The organism is Cupriavidus sp. YAF13, assembly GCF_052113425.1.
Taxonomy (GTDB): domain Bacteria; phylum Pseudomonadota; class Gammaproteobacteria; order Burkholderiales; family Burkholderiaceae; genus Cupriavidus.
In genome coordinates this window covers 35,520-51,058 of record NZ_JBFRDD010000031.1, presented here as the reverse complement: position 1 = coordinate 51,058, position 15,539 = coordinate 35,520, and the positions used below count along the sequence as shown (strand labels likewise).

Genomic DNA, 15,539 nt, shown 5'->3' with positions numbered 1-15,539 from the left:
ATGCACGTTCAGTGCGCGTGCCCGCTCATCGTGCGCGACTCGACCTTGGGCGCATTTTGCCATCCGCCGCCCAGCGCAAGGAAGAGATTGATCTGGTCCAGCGCGACCTGGCTTTCCGAGCCCGCCAGGGATGCTTCGGTGCTGGCCAGCGTACGGTCGGCATCCAGGCTCGACAGGTATGGCGAGCGGCCGGCCTGGTAGAGCTGGCGGTTCTGCCGCGCGACTTCGCTGGCCTTGTCGCGGGCATCGCGCAGCGCCTGGGTGCGCTCCAGCTCCCGCGTATAGCTGCTCAGCGCCGACTGCGTTTCGCGCAGCGCCTTGAGCACCACGCCGTCGAAGTGGGCAAGCGCCGCTTCGGCGCCGGCTTCGGTGCCGTGGATGCGGGCGCGCGTGCCGCTGGTCGGGATGTTCCAGGTGATCAGCGGGCCATAGCCCCAGTGCGCGGTCGGTGCCTGGCCGAGGTGGTCGAGGATGCCGGTAAAGCCGGCGGAGGCGCCGATGCGGATGGACGGGTACAGATCCGCCGTGGCAACGCCGATCTTGGCCGTGGCCGAAGCGAGTTCGCGCTCGGCCTGGCGCACATCGGGCCGGCGCTTGAGCAGCGCGGCGCCGTCGCCTACGGGCAGCGCCTGGCGCAGCCTGGGTTCTTCGTGGCAGGCGTACTCCGCCTGCGAGGTGGCACTAGGCGGCTTGCCCAGCATCACCGCCAGCCGGTACGCCGCGCCCTCTTGCTCGGCCTTGAAGCGCGGCAAAGCCGCGCGCAGCACGTCGGCCTGCGCCTGTGAGCGCAGCAGGTCCACTGGCTGCCCGCGCCCGGCATCGACCATCTTGCGAGCCAGCTCGACGCCGCGGCGCTGCAACTCCAGCTGATGCTCGGCCACGGTCAGTTCATGCGTGGCGGCGCAGCCCTGCACATAGGCGCGCACGGTCTCGGCCACCACGCCAACACGGGCCTGGTCGAGTGCCGCCTGGCTGGCTTGCGCGCCGGCCAGCGCCGCTTCATCCGCGCGCGCCAGCTTGCCGAAGAAGTCGATCAGGTAGGAAACCCTGAAGCCGACATCGCCAAAGTTCATCACCGGGATCTTCTCTTCCTTGAGCAGCGGCTCGCCGGCGATCTGCCCGCGTTCCGCGCTGGCGGAGAGCCCGGCTCCCGGCAGGTTCTCTGCCTCCACCTCGTGGTAGACCGCGATGGCGCGCTTCAGGTTGGCCGCGGCCACGCGCAAATCGGTATTGGCAACGAGCGCCTGCTGCACCAACTGGTCGAGCCTCGGATCGTCATACAGGCGCCACCAGCCATCGGGCACCTCGGCAATCGATACGGCGGGATTGTTCGTGCCGAGCAGCGGGCCGTTGGCCGCTTGCGCCTTCACGGCGGCGTTGTCCGGCACATGGTAGTCGGGCCCGACCGTGGTGCAGGCGGCAAACAGCAGCGGCACCAGTGCCGGCAGCAGGGCTCTGCGCAACGTGTTCACTGCGCGCCTCCCTGGCTGGCGGCTCCCTTGGCGGCCAGCGCGAGCTTGTCCTTCTGGCCTTCCGGCACGGCCTGCGCCTTGTCCCTGGCCGAGGGCTGACGCACCGACACGGTCGCGGTACGGCCTGCGACCATGCGCAAGTCGGCGGGCGGCTCGTCCAGCGCGATGCGCACCGGGATGCGTTGCGCGAGGCGGACCCAGTTAAACGTCGGGTTCACGTTCGGCAGCAGGTTGGAGCCGTTGGTGCGGTCCCGGTCCTCGATGCCGGCGGCAATGCTCTGCACGTGGCCATGCAGCACGCGGGATTCGCCCATGATGCGGATGTCCACCGGATTGCCGATATGGATGCCTTGCAGCTTGGTTTCTTCGAAGTAGCCCTCCACATGGAAGGAATTCGCATCCACCATCGACAGCACCGGGCGGCCTGTGTTGACGTAGTCGCCCAGGCGCGGCAGCCGGTCGTTCAGGTAGCCATCGACCGGGCTGAGCACGCTGGTGCGCTCCAGGTTGAGCTTGGCGAGGTTGATCGCGGCCTGCGCCTGCGCCAGCGCCGCTTCGCCTTGCTGGACCTTGGCCAGGCCTTCTTCCACGACTTCCTTGGAGACGACCTCGGACAAGGCCTGGCTGCGCCGGGCTTCACGGCGCGCCTGCGCGAGCATGGCGCTTTGCGCCGCCGCCGTGGCCTGCGCCTGCTGCAAGGCCAGCGCGAAGCGATCGCGGTCGATCTCGAACAACGGCTGTCCGCGCTGCACGCGCTGGTTGTCCTTGACGAGAACCTTGGTCACCAGCCCGGACACGTCCGGCGCGATCTGCACCACGTCTGCGCGGATATGGCCGTCGCGGGTCCATGGCGCCACCGTGTAGTAATCCCACAGGTGCTTGACGACGACGACCGCGACCGCGGTGACGACGAGGGTAAGGACGATGGGTCCAAGCGTACGAAGATTCAGTTTCATGACTGCAGCCGATAGGCCAGGTAGACGATGCCACCCAGGACGATCACATATAACGCCAGATTGAACAGGGACCGGTGCCAGACCAGCCGATAAAAACCCACGCGCGCCAGCACGGCACGCGCGCAAGCGGTGATCAGGAACGCCACCAGCATCCACGCCAGCAGGCTCGGGACAAACACACCATAGACGTCGACTTCACCGCTCATCGCTTGTTGCTCGCTTGCTTGCTCATTGGGTCTGCCGCCTGGCCATCGGGCAACGCACCAGCCGCGCTCATTGCCACGGGTGCCGCCGAAAACAGCGCAACGTGCATTTCCACCAGCGCGGCAAAGGCCTCGCGCGAAGCCTGGTCGGCGCGCGAGGCAACCTTGCGGATCGCCTTGGCCAGCCGGTCGCGCAGCACTTGCGGCGGCGTGTCGGCACGGGCGTCCAGGCGTGCCTGGTAGTAGCTGGCAACGCCCTGCAGCACGCGCCGTACCGAGTGCTGGTGCTCCGGCGCCAGCGCGGACAGCTCGCGCTGCAGCGCCAGCGTGCTGAGCTCCACGCGTACTTCGGTAAAGCCGTCGCCGGTGGTTTCATCCTCGCTGGCCGCCAGCCGCGGCACCAATTGCGCCAGGCGGTCCAGCATGCGGGCACGCAGGTGCGCGTGCTCGGCCGGCTCGCGCCCGGTGGCGTTGCGGGCGATATCGCCCCAACTGGCGCGCACCAGCCTGCGTACCGCGGCCCTGGTGCCGAAGGGGCGGGCCACCAGGGTCCACACCAGCGCGAACAGGATGCCCGCGATGCCGGCCACATTGCCGTTGAAGAAGGCGTTGAAGTCGGCGTTGTAGGCGCCCTGGATGCCGATATCGTTGGCCGTGACCACGGCCAGCGGCATGGCGATCAGCGCGAGCCGGGGCTGCGCCATCATCACGCCGATGATCAGGTAGGGCACCGCGAACATCAGCACCAGCATCTCGAAATCGTGCGCGTTCGGCAGGACCACGAACAGGTAGATGGTGGCGAGCACCAGGCAGACCACGTTCCAGCGGAAGAACGAGCGGATCATGGGCGCCGGCTCGTCCATCGCGGCAAAGAAGCAGCACGACACCGCGCCCAGCGCGACCGCGCCGGCGCCATCCGCCCAGCCCGTCCAGATCCACACCATGCCCATGCTGAAGATCGCCAGCGCGGTCGTCGCGGTGGAGAACAGCAGCATGCCGTGATCGTAATGGCGCGCGGCACCCACGCCCCAGCGCCGGAACACCGGCGCCCAGTCGCCCTGCGGTGCCGCCTCGCCGATACGGCGCTGCAGCGACACGCAGTCCTGCCACAACTCCATCAGCTCGCGCAGACGGCCCTCGGCCGTGGCGGCCAGCGCCGCGTGCCAGTCAGGCCCGGCACTGGCCGGCTCCAGGCCAGCATCGTCGATCGGCGCGTCCTGGGATAGCTGCAACGCCGGCAGCGGCGCCTGCGCGCCCGCGCTGATCCATGCCGACACCAGCGCCATGTTGTGCGACAGGCGTTGCGGAATGCCCGCGGCGTGCTGGTGCAAGGCGTCCACCACGGAAGCCAGCGACGACAGCACGGGAAGCAGCATGGTCATGCGGCCACGCAACTCCTGCGCGTGCTTTACGCGCGCGGCGCTTTCGGCGTCGTAGGAGAGATGGCTGATCAGCTGGTCGAGCGCGAGGATGTCGGCAGCCAGGCGATGGCGGCTGTGATGGCGCGACACCTTCGCGGCCGGATGCGCCGAGAGCATATCAGTGGCCCACAACGCGGCGTCCGCCAGCCACTGGGCGGATTTCTGGCCGAGCACCGTGGCCACCTTGGCGGGGAAGATGGTCGAGCCGACGATGCTCGCGCACAGGATGCCCAGGCAGATTTCCTCGGCCCGCGCCACGGCGATGTCGAACACGCCTGAGGGATCGCTCACCGAGGGCAAGGCCACCATCGGCAGCGTATAGGCCGCCAGCATGAACACATAGCTGCGCGGCGTGCGGTGCAGCAGCGCGACGTAGAGCAGGATGCCGGTCCATAACGCCACCGCTGCCATCAGCAGCGCCGGCGCATTGACCAGCGGCGGCACGATGGCGACGGATGCGGCCGCGCCAAGCAGCGTGCCAAGCACGCGATACAGCGCCTTGGAGCGCGTCGCGCCGGTGAGCGGATGCGCCACGATATACACGGAGGCCATGGCCCAGTACGGGCGCGGCAGGCCGAGGTACAGCGCGATGAACAGCGCCAGCATGGCCGCGGCAAAGGCTTTGAGGGAGAAGATCCAATCCCGTCTGGTAGGCCAGCTGACCATGTTCTTACGACCCGAAAGCAGTGGTGGTCGCGGACTCGGCGGCTTGGGCGAGTGCGTCGAGCACGCGCATGGCGCCCTCGAAGTCCTGTTCGCTGATGCCAGCGAAGACGCTGGCGCGGAGTTGCTTGAGCTCGACCTCGATTTTTTCGGCGAGCGCCTCGCCGGCATCGGTGAGCCAGAGCGCATTGGCCCGGCGATCGTTCGCATCCACTTCCCGGCGCACCAGGCCGGCGGCGGAGAGCTGGTCAACCAGACGGACCAGCGATGCGCCTTCCAGCCCGACATAGTCGGCCAGGGTGACCTGGCGCACGCCGCCGCCAAGGCGGCGGATAAACAGCAGGGGCCCCGCCGCCGCCGCGGAAATCCCGTAGGCGGTAACGGCGCCCTGCGAAATGTGGCGCCATTGGCGCCCGGCCAGCATGAGCTGGCCGGTAAAGGCGAAACGGAGGGCGTCGATGGAAGGCATGGACGGAATGATAGCAGCCATATAGTTAGGATGCAAATTATCACACTACGAAGCAATCTCCGTTGAGACTGGGTACAGGGCGATGTCGAGCGACGCAGGAAGCACATGAAAATCGCATCGCCGGTTGAACCTGCCTTGCGCATCCAGCGCTCGCGCCAATGCCAAACGGCGCCAGCGCTGATATCCCCGGGATATCGGCATCGCCGAAATGAATATTGGACACCCGAGGGCACGGTCCCTTAGCCTTTTGGGATAAGCCAATGCCATCGGCGCCGCGCTGCGCCGGCCGTCCCGAGCCAAGGTGACGCCTGCAACGACTAGAACGAAGAACGACCGGAGACCAGCATGACAAGCTTCCTGCGCTATGCACAGCAGGGCCACATCGTGACCCTGACCATGAACGAGCCGGAGCGGCGCAACCCCCTCACCGGCAACACCGCTGTGGCCGACTTCCTGGAGGCCATCGACCGCATCCACCGCGACACCAGCGTGCGCGCGGTGATCATCACCGGCGCCGGCACCGCGTTTTCCTCAGGGGGCAATATCCGCGACATGGAACGCCAGGCTTCGGGCCTGGTGCCCGGCATGGAGATTCGCCAGGACTATCGCCTGGGCATCCAGCGGCTGCCGCTGGCGCTGTTCAACCTGGAGGTGCCGGTGATCGCCGCCGTCAATGGCGCGGCCATGGGTGCGGGCCTGGACCTGGCCTGCATGTGCGACATGCGCATTGCGTCCGAGCAGGCGCAGTTTGCCGAGAGCTTCGTCAAGCTGGGGATCATTCCGGGCGATGGCGGCGCATGGCTGCTGCCGCGCGTGATCGGCCTTGCGCGCGCTGCCGAGCTGACCTTCACCGGGCAGGTCATCGATGCGCGCCAGGCGCTGGAGTGGAACCTGGTCTCCCGCGTAGTGCCGCCGGATCAGCTGCTGCCCACGGCCAATGAGCTGGCCGAACGCATTGCCGCCAATCCGCCGCATGCGGTGCGGCTGGCCAAGCGCCTGCTGCGCGAGGCCATGCATACCCGGCTGGATACGCTGCTGGAATTGTCGGCCGGCTTCCAGGCGCTTTCGCACCAGACCTCGGATCACCGTGAGGCGGTGTCGGCCTTCCTGGACAAGCGCAAGCCCGAGTTCACCGGCAGCTGATCCAGCGTCATTCCCATTTCCATCAAGAGACACCGGAGACCCACCATGCAGCAAGCCGTCATCGTCGACGCCATCCGTTCGCCCATGGGCCGCTCCAAGCCCGGCTCGGCCTTCACCGAACTCCATCCCACTGAGCTGCTGGCACAGGTGCTGGCCGGGCTGGTCGAGCGCAACAAGCTGGACCCCGGGCTGGTGGAAGACGTCATCACCGGATGCGTGAGCCAGGTGGGCGAGCAATCCGCCACGCCCGGCCGAGTGGCCTGGCTGGCGGCGGGATTCCCCGAGCATGTGCCCTCCACCACCATCGACCGCAAATGCGGCTCCAGCCAGCAGGCCGTGCACTTTGCCGCGCAAGGCATCATGGCGGGCGCCTACGACATCGTGGTTGCCTGCGGCATCGAATCCATGAGCCGCGTGCCAATGGGCTCGGGGCGCCTTGGGCAGAATCCGTACGGTCCTTCGTTCGAGGCGCGCTACGCGCCCGGGCTGGTGTCGCAAGGCGTCGCGGCGGAGCTGGTCGCGGCGCAGTGGGAATTGTCGCGCGGCGATCTCGACCAGTACGCCGCGCAATCGCACCAGCGTGCGCACCAGGCGCGCGAGGCCGGCGCCTTCCGCCGCGAGATCCTGCCGATCCGTACCGCCGCGGGCCTCGTCGCGCATGATGAAACCATCCGCCCTGCCACCACCGCCGAGCGCCTGGCCACGCTGGCGCCGTCGTTCCGCGACGAGGCGCTCGGCCAGCGCTTCCCGCAGATCGGCTGGCATGTGACTGCCGGCAATGCCTCGCAGATCAGCGACGGCGCCGCCGCCATCTTGCTGATGAGCGAGCGCGCCGCCTCCCGCCTGGGCCTGAACGCCCGCGCACGCTTCGTGGCGTTCGATGCGTGCGGCGACAGCCCCCTGACCATGCTGACCGCGCCGATCCCGTCGAGCAAGCGCGCGCTGGAAAAAAGCGGCCTTGCACTCGATGCGATTGCACACTACGAGATCAACGAAGCCTTTGCCTGCGTGCCGCTGGCGTGGCAGCGCGCGCTGGGCGCCGACCCGGCCCGCCTGAACCCGCGTGGCGGCGCGATCGCGCTCGGCCACCCGCTGGGCGCGTCGGGCGCGCGGCTGATGACCACCATGCTGCACGCGCTGGAAGACAGTGGCGGGCGCTACGGCCTGCAATCGATGTGCGAAGCCGGTGGCATGGCCAACGCCACCATCATCGAACGGCTCTGAGCCGGCACGTACCTATATCCAGAACGAGGAGATACCAGATGAAGCTTGCCAACATGTCCGCCGTCGTCACCGGGGGTGCCTCCGGGCTGGGCCTCGCGTGTGCCCGCCGCCTCACCGAACGCGGCGTTGCCGTGGTGATCGCCGACCTGTCCGAAGAGAACGGTGCAGCCGCCGTGCAAGCGCTCGGCGCGCTCGCCCGCTTTGTCCAGGCCGATGTCTGCGACACCGCGCAGATGACCCGCGTGTTCGACACGGCCGACACGCTCGGCACCATGCGCGCGCTGATCCATTGCGCCGGCGTGGGCGGCCCGGTGCGCCTGGTGGAGAAGGACGGCCAGCCCGGCTCGCTGGAAAAATACGAATCGATCGTGCGCATCAATCTCGTCGGCACCTTCAACACGCTGCGCCTGGCTGCCGCGCGCATGGCCCGCAACGAGCTGGTCGACGGCGAGCGCGGCGCGTGCGTGCTGACGGCGTCGGTGGCGGCTTATGAAGGACAGATCGGGCAGATCCCCTATGCGTCGGCCAAGGCCGGCATCGTCGGCATGACGCTGGTGGCGGCGCGCGACCTGGCCCAGCGCATGATCCGCGTGTGCACCATTGCCCCCGGGCTGTTCGATACGCCGCTGCTGGCACGCCTGCCGGAAAATGTGCGCGCCTCGCTGGGCGCCTCGGTGCCGCATCCGGCGAGGCTCGGCACGCCAGACGAATTCGCCTCGACGGCGCTGCATATCCTGGAAAACGCCATGCTCAACGGGGAGACCATCCGGCTCGACGGCGCGATCCGCATGGCGCCGCGCTGAGCTGGCGCCGCTCGCGCAAGGCCTCGGGGGTTCTCCCCGGGCCATCCGGTGTCGAATCTGGTTATCATGCTCCGGTCACCATCACCGCCAGCATGCGCGACGCGCCTCCTATGCGAAACCGGATCAACGAAGAAATCACCCTGCGCAAGCTCGAAGTCCTGCTCGCCTATATGGAGACCGGCAACCTCGCCAAGGCCGCCGAAGCGCTGGATGTGAGCACGGTCAGCGTGCACCGCGCACTGCACTCGCTGGAAGAAGGCATGCGCTGCGCGTTGTTCCGCCACGAAGGGCGCAACCTGCTGCCGACCGAAGCCGCGCACGTGCTGGCGGATGTGGCCACCGATGTCCTCAAGGCCATGGCCGATGGCATCCGCGCCACGCGCCAGGCCGCCGGGTATTCGGCCGATCACATGAAGATCGGCTCGCTCTATTCGCTGACCATCCGCACGGTGCCCGACGTGGTGATCGGCATCAAGGTCAGGCGACCGGAACTGCAGGCGGAACTGGTGCTCGGCTCCAACGCCGACCTGCTCTTCAAGCTCAAGCAAGGCGCCATCGACGCTGCGCTGATGGCCATGCCCGAGCCGGACCCCGAGATCGAATCCATTGCGCTGTTCGAGGACGAAATCTACTTCGCCGCGCCGGCGGATTCGCCTTATGCGCGGCAAGCCTCCATCGACCTGCGGCAATGCCGGGACGAGCCCTTCGTCACGCTCAGCGAAGGCTTCATCACCTACCAGGGCTTCATGGACGCGTTTCGCATCGCCGACTTCACGCCCAATGTGGTGATGAAGGTCGGCGACATCTTCTCATTGATGAACCTGGTCAGCGGCGGCGTGGGCTACGCGCTGCTGCCCGGCCGCGTGCGCGACGTGTTTGCGCACAAGGTGGCGCTGGTTCCGCTGTCCTCGCAGTACCGGCTGCGCCAGACCATCGGGCTGAGCTTTCTGCGCCGGCGCGAGCGGGATCCGAACTTGCTGGCGCTGGCGGCGGTTTGCCGGTTGGCGATGCGCTCGCCGCAGCCCGCCTAGCCAACGATCGCCTTGGTCGCCAGAAACAACAACGACGGCCCCAGCAGGCACCCCAACCCGGTGTGGAACGTCGCCACCAGCGCACCATACGGCACCAGCCGGCGGTCCGTCGCCGCCAGCCCCGCCGATACCCCGCTGACGGTACCCGCCAACCCGCCGAACACCATCGCGGCACGCGGGTTGTTCAGGCCGAGGAAGCCTGCCGCCATGGGCGTGCCGACCATCACGATGATGGCCTTGATCAGCCCGGTGGCGATGCTCAGCGCGATCACGTCGGAGCTGGCGCCCAGCGCCGCGCCGGTCACCGGCCCAACGATATATGTCACCGCCCCGGCGCCGATGGTGGTCATGCTGACCGCATCGCTGTAGCCGAAGGCGCGCGCCACGGCAGCACCCACGATAAACGGCAGGATGGTGCCGAGCAGCAGCGACACCGCACCGACCAGCCCGGCCTTGCGCGCCTCGGTCACCTGCACCTCGAAGGCGGTGGCAACGATAGCGAAGTCGCGCAGCATGGCGCCGCCCATCAGGCCGATACCGGAGAACAGCGAGAGATCGGCCAGGCCTTTTTCCTTGCCGGTGACGACGCCGCCATAGTAGGCCAGCAGCAGGCCGATCACGATGGCGATGGCGGAGGCGTGGACGCGCCCGAAGGTCAGCCAGCGCGAGAGCCTTGATGACAGCCACATGATGATGCCAACCGCGGCAAACGCGGTGACCAGGGCATTCTGCAGCAGGATGTTCTCGATAATGTGCGAAATGGAATGCGGCATGGCGGCGTCCTTAGCGCGAGGCGTGGCTGGGGGTGGCTTCCGGCGAGGGCAGCGGCGGCAAGGGCGCGTGGTCGCCGGTGCGGCTAAGCACGGCGATGCAGCAAGCCGAGACCAGCACCGCGCCGACTGCCGCGATCAGGGCTACCGGCCCGCCGCGCAACGCGGCGACCACGTTCTGCTGCGCCGCCATTGCCACCACCACCGGGATGTACATCGCGCCCCAGAAGCCAACGCCAGCCTCGGTCTCCTTGGGCAGGAGGCCGCGCCCGTGCAGGAAGAGCCGTATCGAGATCAGCAGCAGCATGGCGATGCCGACCCCGCCCACATTGGCCTTGACGCCGATCGCAATGCCCAGCAGTTCGCCAAGGAACAGGCCGATGAGGTGGCAAAGCGCCAGCAAGGCGGTTCCGTAGATGATCATGGTGCCGTCTCCTGTTGGCCCATCGGCATGGTTGCGCGTGGGCTGGTTCTAGGTTTGATGGATGCAATCTAGGCGAGCCATCGCGCTGCATCAATCAACCGGGCGGGAGAATCGTTAGCGTGGGATTAACGGCGGTAGATCACCATCCCGCGCACTAGTGACCTGGCCGGCTCTTGCGTGGCGGCTGTGGCGGCGGCGGCGTGTGCAGCGGCGTACTGCGCGCCCCAGGCAGGGACCACACGCCCTGCATGTCGGGCCACCAACACTTACACCTAGAGTAACGATGCCGCGCCGAGCGTCATTGCTTGCGCCGCGCGCGCTGCGTATCTTGGTGCCATTCCTTGCATCAAGCACACCGGAGACGCGATGCCGAACCCAGCCACGGACCGACAGTGGGACACCCGCCGCAGCGAAAAGCGCCGCCGCATGGCACGCGGCGCCGCCTTTGCCAGCGGCCGGGTCGTGCCCACCGCCGACATCGTCCCATTCCTCGAAGCCATCACCGCGCCGGGCGACCGCGTGGTGCTGGAGGGCAACAACCAGAAGCAGGCCGACTTCCTCTCGCGCTCGCTGGCCGAGGTGGACCCGGCCAAGGTGCACGGCCTGCACATGATCATCCCGAGCGTGAGCCGGGTGGAACATCTCGACCTGTTCGAGCGCGGCATCGCCAGGAAACTGGACTTTGCCTATGCCGGCGCACAGAGCCTGCGCATCTCGCAGTTCCTGGAAGACGGCCAGCTTGAGGTCGGCGCCATCCACACCTACATCGAACTGTACGCGCGGCTCTATGTGGACCTGACGCCCAACATCGTGCTGATCGCCGGCTACAAGGCCGACCGCGACGGCAACCTCTACACCGGCGCCAGCACCGAAGACACGCCCGCGCTGGTGGAAGCGGCCACCTTCCGCGACGGCATCGTGGTGGCCCAGGTCAACGAGATCGTCGACGACCCCGCCGGGCTGCCGCGCGTGGATATCCCCGGCTCCTGGATCGACTACGTGGTGCAGGCCGACAAGCCCTTCTTCTGCGAGCCGCTGTTCACGCGCGACCCGCGCCTGATCAAGCCGGTGCATGTGCTGATGGCCATGATGGCAATCCGCGGCGTGTACGAGCGCCACCAGGTGCAGTCGCTCAACCATGGCATCGGCTTCAACACCGCTGCCATCGAACTGATCCTGCCGACCTATGGCGAGTCGCTCGGCCTCAAGGGCAAGATCTGCAAGTATTGGACGCTGAACCCCCACCCCACGCTGATCCCCGCCATCGAGTCGGGCTGGGTGGAGAGCGTGCACAGCTTTGGCAGCGAGCTCGGCATGGAGAACTATGTGGCCGCGCGCCCGGATGTGTTCTTCACCGGCGCGGATGGATCGATGCGCTCGAACCGCGCCTTCTGCCAGCTTGCCGGCCAGTACGCGGTGGACCTGTTCATCGGCTCCACGCTGCAGATCGACGGCGACGGCCACTCCTCCACGGTCACGCGCGGGCGCTTGTCCGGCTTTGGCGGCGCGCCCAACATGGGCCACAACCCGGGCGGCCGGCGCCATCCCACGCCGGCGTGGCTCGACCTGATCGAGACCGACGACCCGCTCGCGCGCGGCCGCAAGCTGGTGGTGCAGATGGTGGAGACCTTCCAGGCCGGCGGCAAGCCAACCTTTGTCGAATCGCTCGATGCGGTGCAGGTGGCCAAGGACAGCGGCATGCCGCTGGCGCCGGTGATGATCTACGGCGACGACGTCACGCACGTGCTGACCGAGGAAGGCATCGCCTATCTCTACAAGGCACGCTCGCTGGAGGAGCGCCGCGCCATGCTGGCGGCCGTGGCCGGGGTGACGCCGATCGGCCTGCGCCACGACACCAGCACCACGCGCCGCATGCGCAGCGACGGCCTGATCGCGCTGCCCGAAGACCTTGGCGTGCAACGCAGCCAGGCTACGCGCTCGCTGCTGGCGGCCAAGAGCATGGCCGACCTGGTCGACTGGTCCGGCGGGCTTTACGAGCCGCCGGCACGCTTCCGGAGCTGGTGATGGCAAGCCTCGCGTTACCCGCGTTACCCGCGTTACCCGCCGGGCACCGTGCCGATGCCTTCAACCCCGCTGCCATCGCGCTGGCCGACCTCGCCGTCGGCGCACTGATCGACGAGGCCGCGTTGTCGCCCAAGCCCGGGCTGGTGGATGGCCGCGGCAATGGCGCCCACGCCGACCTCAACCTGGACCTGATGCGCGTCTCGGCGCGCGCCCTGCATCCCGCCTTTGCCGAGATGGCGGCGGCGGGCATGCGCGCGGCGCAGCCCAGCGTGGCGCTGCGCGAGCGGCTGGGCGCGCTGGGCCGCGAAGCGGAGGCCGCGATGATGCGCGCCACCGGCGGCATCAACACGCATCGCGGCGCGATCTGGAGCCTGGGGCTGCTGGTTGGCGCGGCGGGCTTGCACCGGCATGGACATGGCGCGCATGGCATAGCCCGCACCGCTGGCGCCATCGCACGCTTGCCCGACCGGCACCGTCCTGCGCGCACGGGCAACAAGGGCGAACGCGCCTGCATCGACTACGGTGTCGCCGGCGCGCGCGGCCAGGCGCAGGCGGGCTTCCCGCATGTGCTGCGCGCTGGCCTGCCAGAGCTGATTCGCAGCCGGGCGCGCGGCGACGCCGAGCCCAGCGCGCGCGTCAACGCCTTGCTCGCCATCATGCAGCGGCTCGACGACACCTGCGTGCTGGCCCGCGCCGGCCGCGAAGGGCTGGCGCTGATGCAGCAAGGCGCGAGCCGGGTGCTGGCCGCCGGCGGCATCGGCACGCTGGCCGGCCGCCGCCTGCTGCGCCAGCTCGAAGGCGGCATGCTGGCCTGCAATGCCTCTCCCGGCGGCGCTGCGGACCTGCTCGCCGCCACGTTTTTCCTGGACCGGCTGCCGCCTGCGGCACAGCCGGCCAAAGCCCCCGTGCAAGGAGACAAATAATGGAACAGCTCCAGTTCGAATATCCCGCCGGCGCGCCGGCAAGCCAGCGCGTGCTGGTCGGCGTGGTCGGCTCCGGCGATCTCGAAGTCATGGTGGAGCCCGGCACGCCAGGCACCACGCTGGTTCATGTCACCACGTCGGTGGATGGCTACGGCAAGGTCTGGGACGCGCAGCTCTCGCGCGTGTTCAGCGCCGAGCCGCGCGCGGCCATGCGCATCCGCATCCATGATTTCGGCGCCACGCCGGGCGTGGTGGGCATGCGGCTGGCGGAAGCGTTCGAGGCGCTCGGCGGCAATGGCAATGCCGATGGCAAGGAGCAAGCATGAACCACGCATCGCTGCTGAACCGCGAGAGCTTTGTCGAGCTCGGCGCGCGCGCCCGCGTGCATGCGCTGCTCGATCCCGGCACCTTGCGCGAACTCGCCGGCCCCTTCGACCAGCTGCTCTCGCCGTGGCTGGAACGCCAGGGCGTGGTGCCGCAGGCGGATGACGGCGTGGTGGTGGCCAAGGGCCGCATCGACGGCCATCCTGCCGTGGTCCTCGCCATCGAAGGCGCGTTCCAGGGCGGCAGCCTGGGCGAAGTGGGCGGCGCCAAGATCGCCGGCGCGCTGGAGCTGGCGGCGCAGGACAACCGGCGCGGCGTGCCCACGCGCGCGGTGATCCTGTTCGAGACCGGCGGCGTGCGGCTGCAGGAGGCCAACCTGGGACTGGCGGCCATCGCCGATATCCACGCGGGCATTGTCGACCTGCGCCGCTACCAGCCGGTGGTGGGCGTGATTGCCGGGACAGTGGGCTGCTTCGGCGGCATGTCCATCGCAGCGGGGCTGTGCAGCTGCCTGGTGGTGACGCGCGAGGCTCGCCTCGGCCTGAACGGGCCAGCGGTGATCGAGCAGGAGGCGGGCGTTGCCGAATACGATTCGCGTGACCGGCCCTTTATCTGGAGCTTTACCGGTGGTGAGCAACGCCTTGCCACCGGCCTGGCCGACCGGTACGTGGAGGACGACACCGAAGCCATCCGCGCCACGGTGCGCGAGGCCCTGGCGCAGGGCGTGCCGGCCGTGCACCGCAGCGAGCGCTACGCGCATTACCTGCAACGCCTGGCCGAATACGATCCGGCACGCCAGCCGGAGCCGCAAACCGTCCGCACCATCTACGCACACGGAGCAAAGCCATGAGTTCAGCTAACACGCAGGGCCGCGGCGAGGCCTGGCTCGCGGCACTGACGCGCAACGCCCCGCGCCGCCCCGGCTATCCCGCCACCGTGCAGGTGGCCGACGCCGGGCTGGCCGGCCAGCCAGCGCGCTTTATCGCCGTGGTACCCGACGCCGGCAACGCCTATCCGCGCGTGCGCGGCGGCGAAGTCGGCCTGCTCGAAGGCTGGTCGCTGGCGCGAGCCGTGCACGAGATCGTGCTGGCCGACCGCGACGCCGCCATCAAGCGGCCCATCGTGGCCATCGTCGATACGCCCAGCCAGGCCTACGGACGGCGCGAGGAAGCCTTCGGCATTCATCAGTCGCTGGCCGGCGCGGCCGGCGCGTATGCCACGGCGCGGCTGCAAGGGCATCCGGTGATCGCACTGCTGGTCGGGCGCGCCATGTCGGGCGCCTTCCTCGCGCACGGATACCAGGCCAACCGCCTGATCGCGCTGCGTGATGCCGGCGTGCAGGTACATGCCATGGGCAAGCAGGCCGCCGCGCGCATCACCATGCGCAGCGTGGAGGACCTGGAGAGCTTTGCCGCCACCGTGCCGCCGATGGCGTATGACATTGGCAACTACGCCACGCTGGGCCTGCTATGGAAGCTGGTCGGCGTCAACCATGCGGCGCTGCCCGACGAGGCCGATCTCGATACTGTGCATGGCGCGCTGCAAGCCGCGCTGGCCGATATCCAGGCAGATCCGCAACGGGATCTGCGCAGCCGCCTGGGTGGAGAAAACCGCCAGGCTTCCTGCCGTGTGCGCGAAGTGCTCGCGCAGCAGTGGCAGGACTGAGCCATTGCCATTGCACGACCGGC

Annotated in this window: 16 protein-coding genes; 9 read left to right on the top strand and 7 right to left on the bottom strand. The window is 68.4% G+C overall.

The features are described from left to right. Positions 1 to 8: 8 nt before the first annotated feature. Genes AB4061_RS23655 through AB4061_RS23635 form a run of 5 tightly spaced genes read right to left on the bottom strand, consistent with a single transcriptional unit; the run spans position 9 to position 5,184 of the window. The gene (locus AB4061_RS23655) at positions 9 to 1,472 is read right to left on the bottom strand and encodes an efflux transporter outer membrane subunit (RefSeq protein ID WP_441638024.1); all 1,464 of its coding nucleotides are present in this window, start codon (positions 1,470 to 1,472) and stop codon (positions 9 to 11) included. After that, positions 1,469 to 2,428: an efflux RND transporter periplasmic adaptor subunit gene (locus AB4061_RS23650; RefSeq protein ID WP_441638022.1), complete on the bottom strand. Its 960-nt coding sequence runs from the start codon at positions 2,426 to 2,428 to the stop codon at positions 1,469 to 1,471. Before AB4061_RS23650 ends, AB4061_RS23655 begins: the two co-directional genes overlap by 4 nt. Next, entirely contained in the window at positions 2,425 to 2,634 is a 210-nt protein-coding gene (locus tag AB4061_RS23645; protein ID WP_150991902.1) for a DUF1656 domain-containing protein, read from the bottom strand. The genes AB4061_RS23650 and AB4061_RS23645 overlap by 4 nt, the downstream gene beginning before the upstream one ends. Next, complete coding sequence (locus AB4061_RS23640) at positions 2,631 to 4,718, bottom strand: FUSC family protein (protein ID WP_441638020.1); 2,088 nt, start codon at positions 4,716 to 4,718, stop codon at positions 2,631 to 2,633. The genes AB4061_RS23645 and AB4061_RS23640 overlap by 4 nt, the downstream gene beginning before the upstream one ends. A 4-nt stretch (positions 4,719 to 4,722) precedes the next feature. Then, a complete protein-coding gene (locus tag AB4061_RS23635; protein WP_441638018.1) occupies positions 4,723 to 5,184 on the bottom strand; it encodes a MarR family winged helix-turn-helix transcriptional regulator in 462 nt (153 codons plus the stop codon). A gap of 345 nt (positions 5,185 to 5,529) precedes the next feature. Between AB4061_RS23635 and AB4061_RS23630 the strand changes: the two genes are divergently transcribed. The 4 genes from AB4061_RS23630 to AB4061_RS23615 all read left to right on the top strand — a co-directional run bounded on the left by AB4061_RS23630 (position 5,530) and on the right by AB4061_RS23615 (position 9,385). Further along, positions 5,530 to 6,327, top strand: a complete 798-nt coding sequence (locus AB4061_RS23630; protein ID WP_441638017.1) for a crotonase/enoyl-CoA hydratase family protein — start codon at positions 5,530 to 5,532, stop codon at positions 6,325 to 6,327. 45 nt (positions 6,328 to 6,372) lie between these two features. Beyond that, positions 6,373 to 7,551 (top strand): thiolase family protein, encoded by a 1,179-nt coding sequence (locus AB4061_RS23625; RefSeq protein WP_441638016.1) that lies wholly within the window; start codon positions 6,373 to 6,375, stop codon positions 7,549 to 7,551. Positions 7,552 to 7,589: 38 nt separating this feature from the next. Further along, positions 7,590 to 8,354 carry an SDR family NAD(P)-dependent oxidoreductase gene (locus AB4061_RS23620; RefSeq protein ID WP_441638014.1) on the top strand — a complete coding sequence of 255 codons (765 nt, stop codon included), beginning with the start codon at positions 7,590 to 7,592 and terminating at the stop codon, positions 8,352 to 8,354. 110 nt (positions 8,355 to 8,464) lie between these two features. Then, positions 8,465 to 9,385, top strand: coding sequence for a LysR family transcriptional regulator (locus AB4061_RS23615; protein WP_441638012.1), 921 nt, complete (start codon positions 8,465 to 8,467; stop codon positions 9,383 to 9,385). Here the strand turns inward: AB4061_RS23615 and madM are convergent. Next, positions 9,382 to 10,158 carry a malonate transporter subunit MadM gene (gene madM, locus AB4061_RS23610; RefSeq protein WP_441638011.1) on the bottom strand — a complete coding sequence of 259 codons (777 nt, stop codon included), beginning with the start codon at positions 10,156 to 10,158 and terminating at the stop codon, positions 9,382 to 9,384. The two genes, AB4061_RS23615 and madM, sit on opposite strands and share 4 nt — an antisense overlap. Before the next feature lie 10 nt (positions 10,159 to 10,168). Further along, positions 10,169 to 10,579, bottom strand: a complete 411-nt coding sequence (gene madL, locus AB4061_RS23605; RefSeq protein WP_174427787.1) for a malonate transporter subunit MadL — start codon at positions 10,577 to 10,579, stop codon at positions 10,169 to 10,171. Positions 10,580 to 10,945: 366 nt separating this feature from the next. Between madL and mdcA the strand changes: the two genes are divergently transcribed. Genes mdcA through mdcE form a run of 5 tightly spaced genes read left to right on the top strand, consistent with a single transcriptional unit; the run spans position 10,946 to position 15,516 of the window. Continuing rightward, positions 10,946 to 12,604 carry a malonate decarboxylase subunit alpha gene (gene mdcA, locus AB4061_RS23600; RefSeq protein WP_183034496.1) on the top strand — a complete coding sequence of 553 codons (1,659 nt, stop codon included), beginning with the start codon at positions 10,946 to 10,948 and terminating at the stop codon, positions 12,602 to 12,604. Then, positions 12,604 to 13,527 (top strand): triphosphoribosyl-dephospho-CoA synthase, encoded by a 924-nt coding sequence (locus tag AB4061_RS23595; RefSeq protein WP_441638008.1) that lies wholly within the window; start codon positions 12,604 to 12,606, stop codon positions 13,525 to 13,527. Before mdcA ends, AB4061_RS23595 begins: the two co-directional genes overlap by 1 nt. Then, positions 13,527 to 13,853, top strand: coding sequence for a malonate decarboxylase subunit delta (locus AB4061_RS23590; protein WP_441638006.1), 327 nt, complete (start codon positions 13,527 to 13,529; stop codon positions 13,851 to 13,853). The genes AB4061_RS23595 and AB4061_RS23590 overlap by 1 nt, the downstream gene beginning before the upstream one ends. Next, a complete protein-coding gene (locus AB4061_RS23585; RefSeq protein WP_441638004.1) occupies positions 13,850 to 14,701 on the top strand; it encodes a biotin-independent malonate decarboxylase subunit beta in 852 nt (283 codons plus the stop codon). The genes AB4061_RS23590 and AB4061_RS23585 overlap by 4 nt, the downstream gene beginning before the upstream one ends. Further along, positions 14,698 to 15,516: a biotin-independent malonate decarboxylase subunit gamma gene (gene mdcE, locus AB4061_RS23580; protein ID WP_441638002.1), complete on the top strand. Its 819-nt coding sequence runs from the start codon at positions 14,698 to 14,700 to the stop codon at positions 15,514 to 15,516. The genes AB4061_RS23585 and mdcE overlap by 4 nt, the downstream gene beginning before the upstream one ends. Positions 15,517 to 15,539: the final 23 nt, after the last annotated feature.

What these genes read in the sequence shown, in the direction of transcription:
- AB4061_RS23650 (WP_441638022.1), bottom strand. Translation starts at nt 2,428, where the DNA reads ATGAAACTGAATCTTCGTACGCTTGGACCCATCGTCCTTACCCTCGTC.
- AB4061_RS23645 (WP_150991902.1), bottom strand. Translation starts at nt 2,634, where the DNA reads ATGAGCGGTGAAGTCGACGTCTATGGTGTGTTTGTCCCGAGCCTGCTG.
- AB4061_RS23640 (WP_441638020.1), bottom strand. Translation starts at nt 4,718, where the DNA reads ATGGTCAGCTGGCCTACCAGACGGGATTGGATCTTCTCCCTCAAAGCC.
- AB4061_RS23635 (WP_441638018.1), bottom strand. Translation starts at nt 5,184, where the DNA reads ATGCCTTCCATCGACGCCCTCCGTTTCGCCTTTACCGGCCAGCTCATG.
- AB4061_RS23630 (WP_441638017.1), top strand. Translation starts at nt 5,530, where the DNA reads ATGACAAGCTTCCTGCGCTATGCACAGCAGGGCCACATCGTGACCCTG.
- AB4061_RS23625 (WP_441638016.1), top strand. Translation starts at nt 6,373, where the DNA reads ATGCAGCAAGCCGTCATCGTCGACGCCATCCGTTCGCCCATGGGCCGC.
- AB4061_RS23620 (WP_441638014.1), top strand. Translation starts at nt 7,590, where the DNA reads ATGAAGCTTGCCAACATGTCCGCCGTCGTCACCGGGGGTGCCTCCGGG.
- AB4061_RS23615 (WP_441638012.1), top strand. Translation starts at nt 8,465, where the DNA reads ATGCGAAACCGGATCAACGAAGAAATCACCCTGCGCAAGCTCGAAGTC.
- madM (WP_441638011.1), bottom strand. Translation starts at nt 10,158, where the DNA reads ATGCCGCATTCCATTTCGCACATTATCGAGAACATCCTGCTGCAGAAT.
- madL (WP_174427787.1), bottom strand. Translation starts at nt 10,579, where the DNA reads ATGATCATCTACGGAACCGCCTTGCTGGCGCTTTGCCACCTCATCGGC.
- mdcA (WP_183034496.1), top strand. Translation starts at nt 10,946, where the DNA reads ATGCCGAACCCAGCCACGGACCGACAGTGGGACACCCGCCGCAGCGAA.
- AB4061_RS23595 (WP_441638008.1), top strand. Translation starts at nt 12,604, where the DNA reads ATGGCAAGCCTCGCGTTACCCGCGTTACCCGCGTTACCCGCCGGGCAC.
- AB4061_RS23590 (WP_441638006.1), top strand. Translation starts at nt 13,527, where the DNA reads ATGGAACAGCTCCAGTTCGAATATCCCGCCGGCGCGCCGGCAAGCCAG.
- AB4061_RS23585 (WP_441638004.1), top strand. Translation starts at nt 13,850, where the DNA reads ATGAACCACGCATCGCTGCTGAACCGCGAGAGCTTTGTCGAGCTCGGC.
- mdcE (WP_441638002.1), top strand. Translation starts at nt 14,698, where the DNA reads ATGAGTTCAGCTAACACGCAGGGCCGCGGCGAGGCCTGGCTCGCGGCA.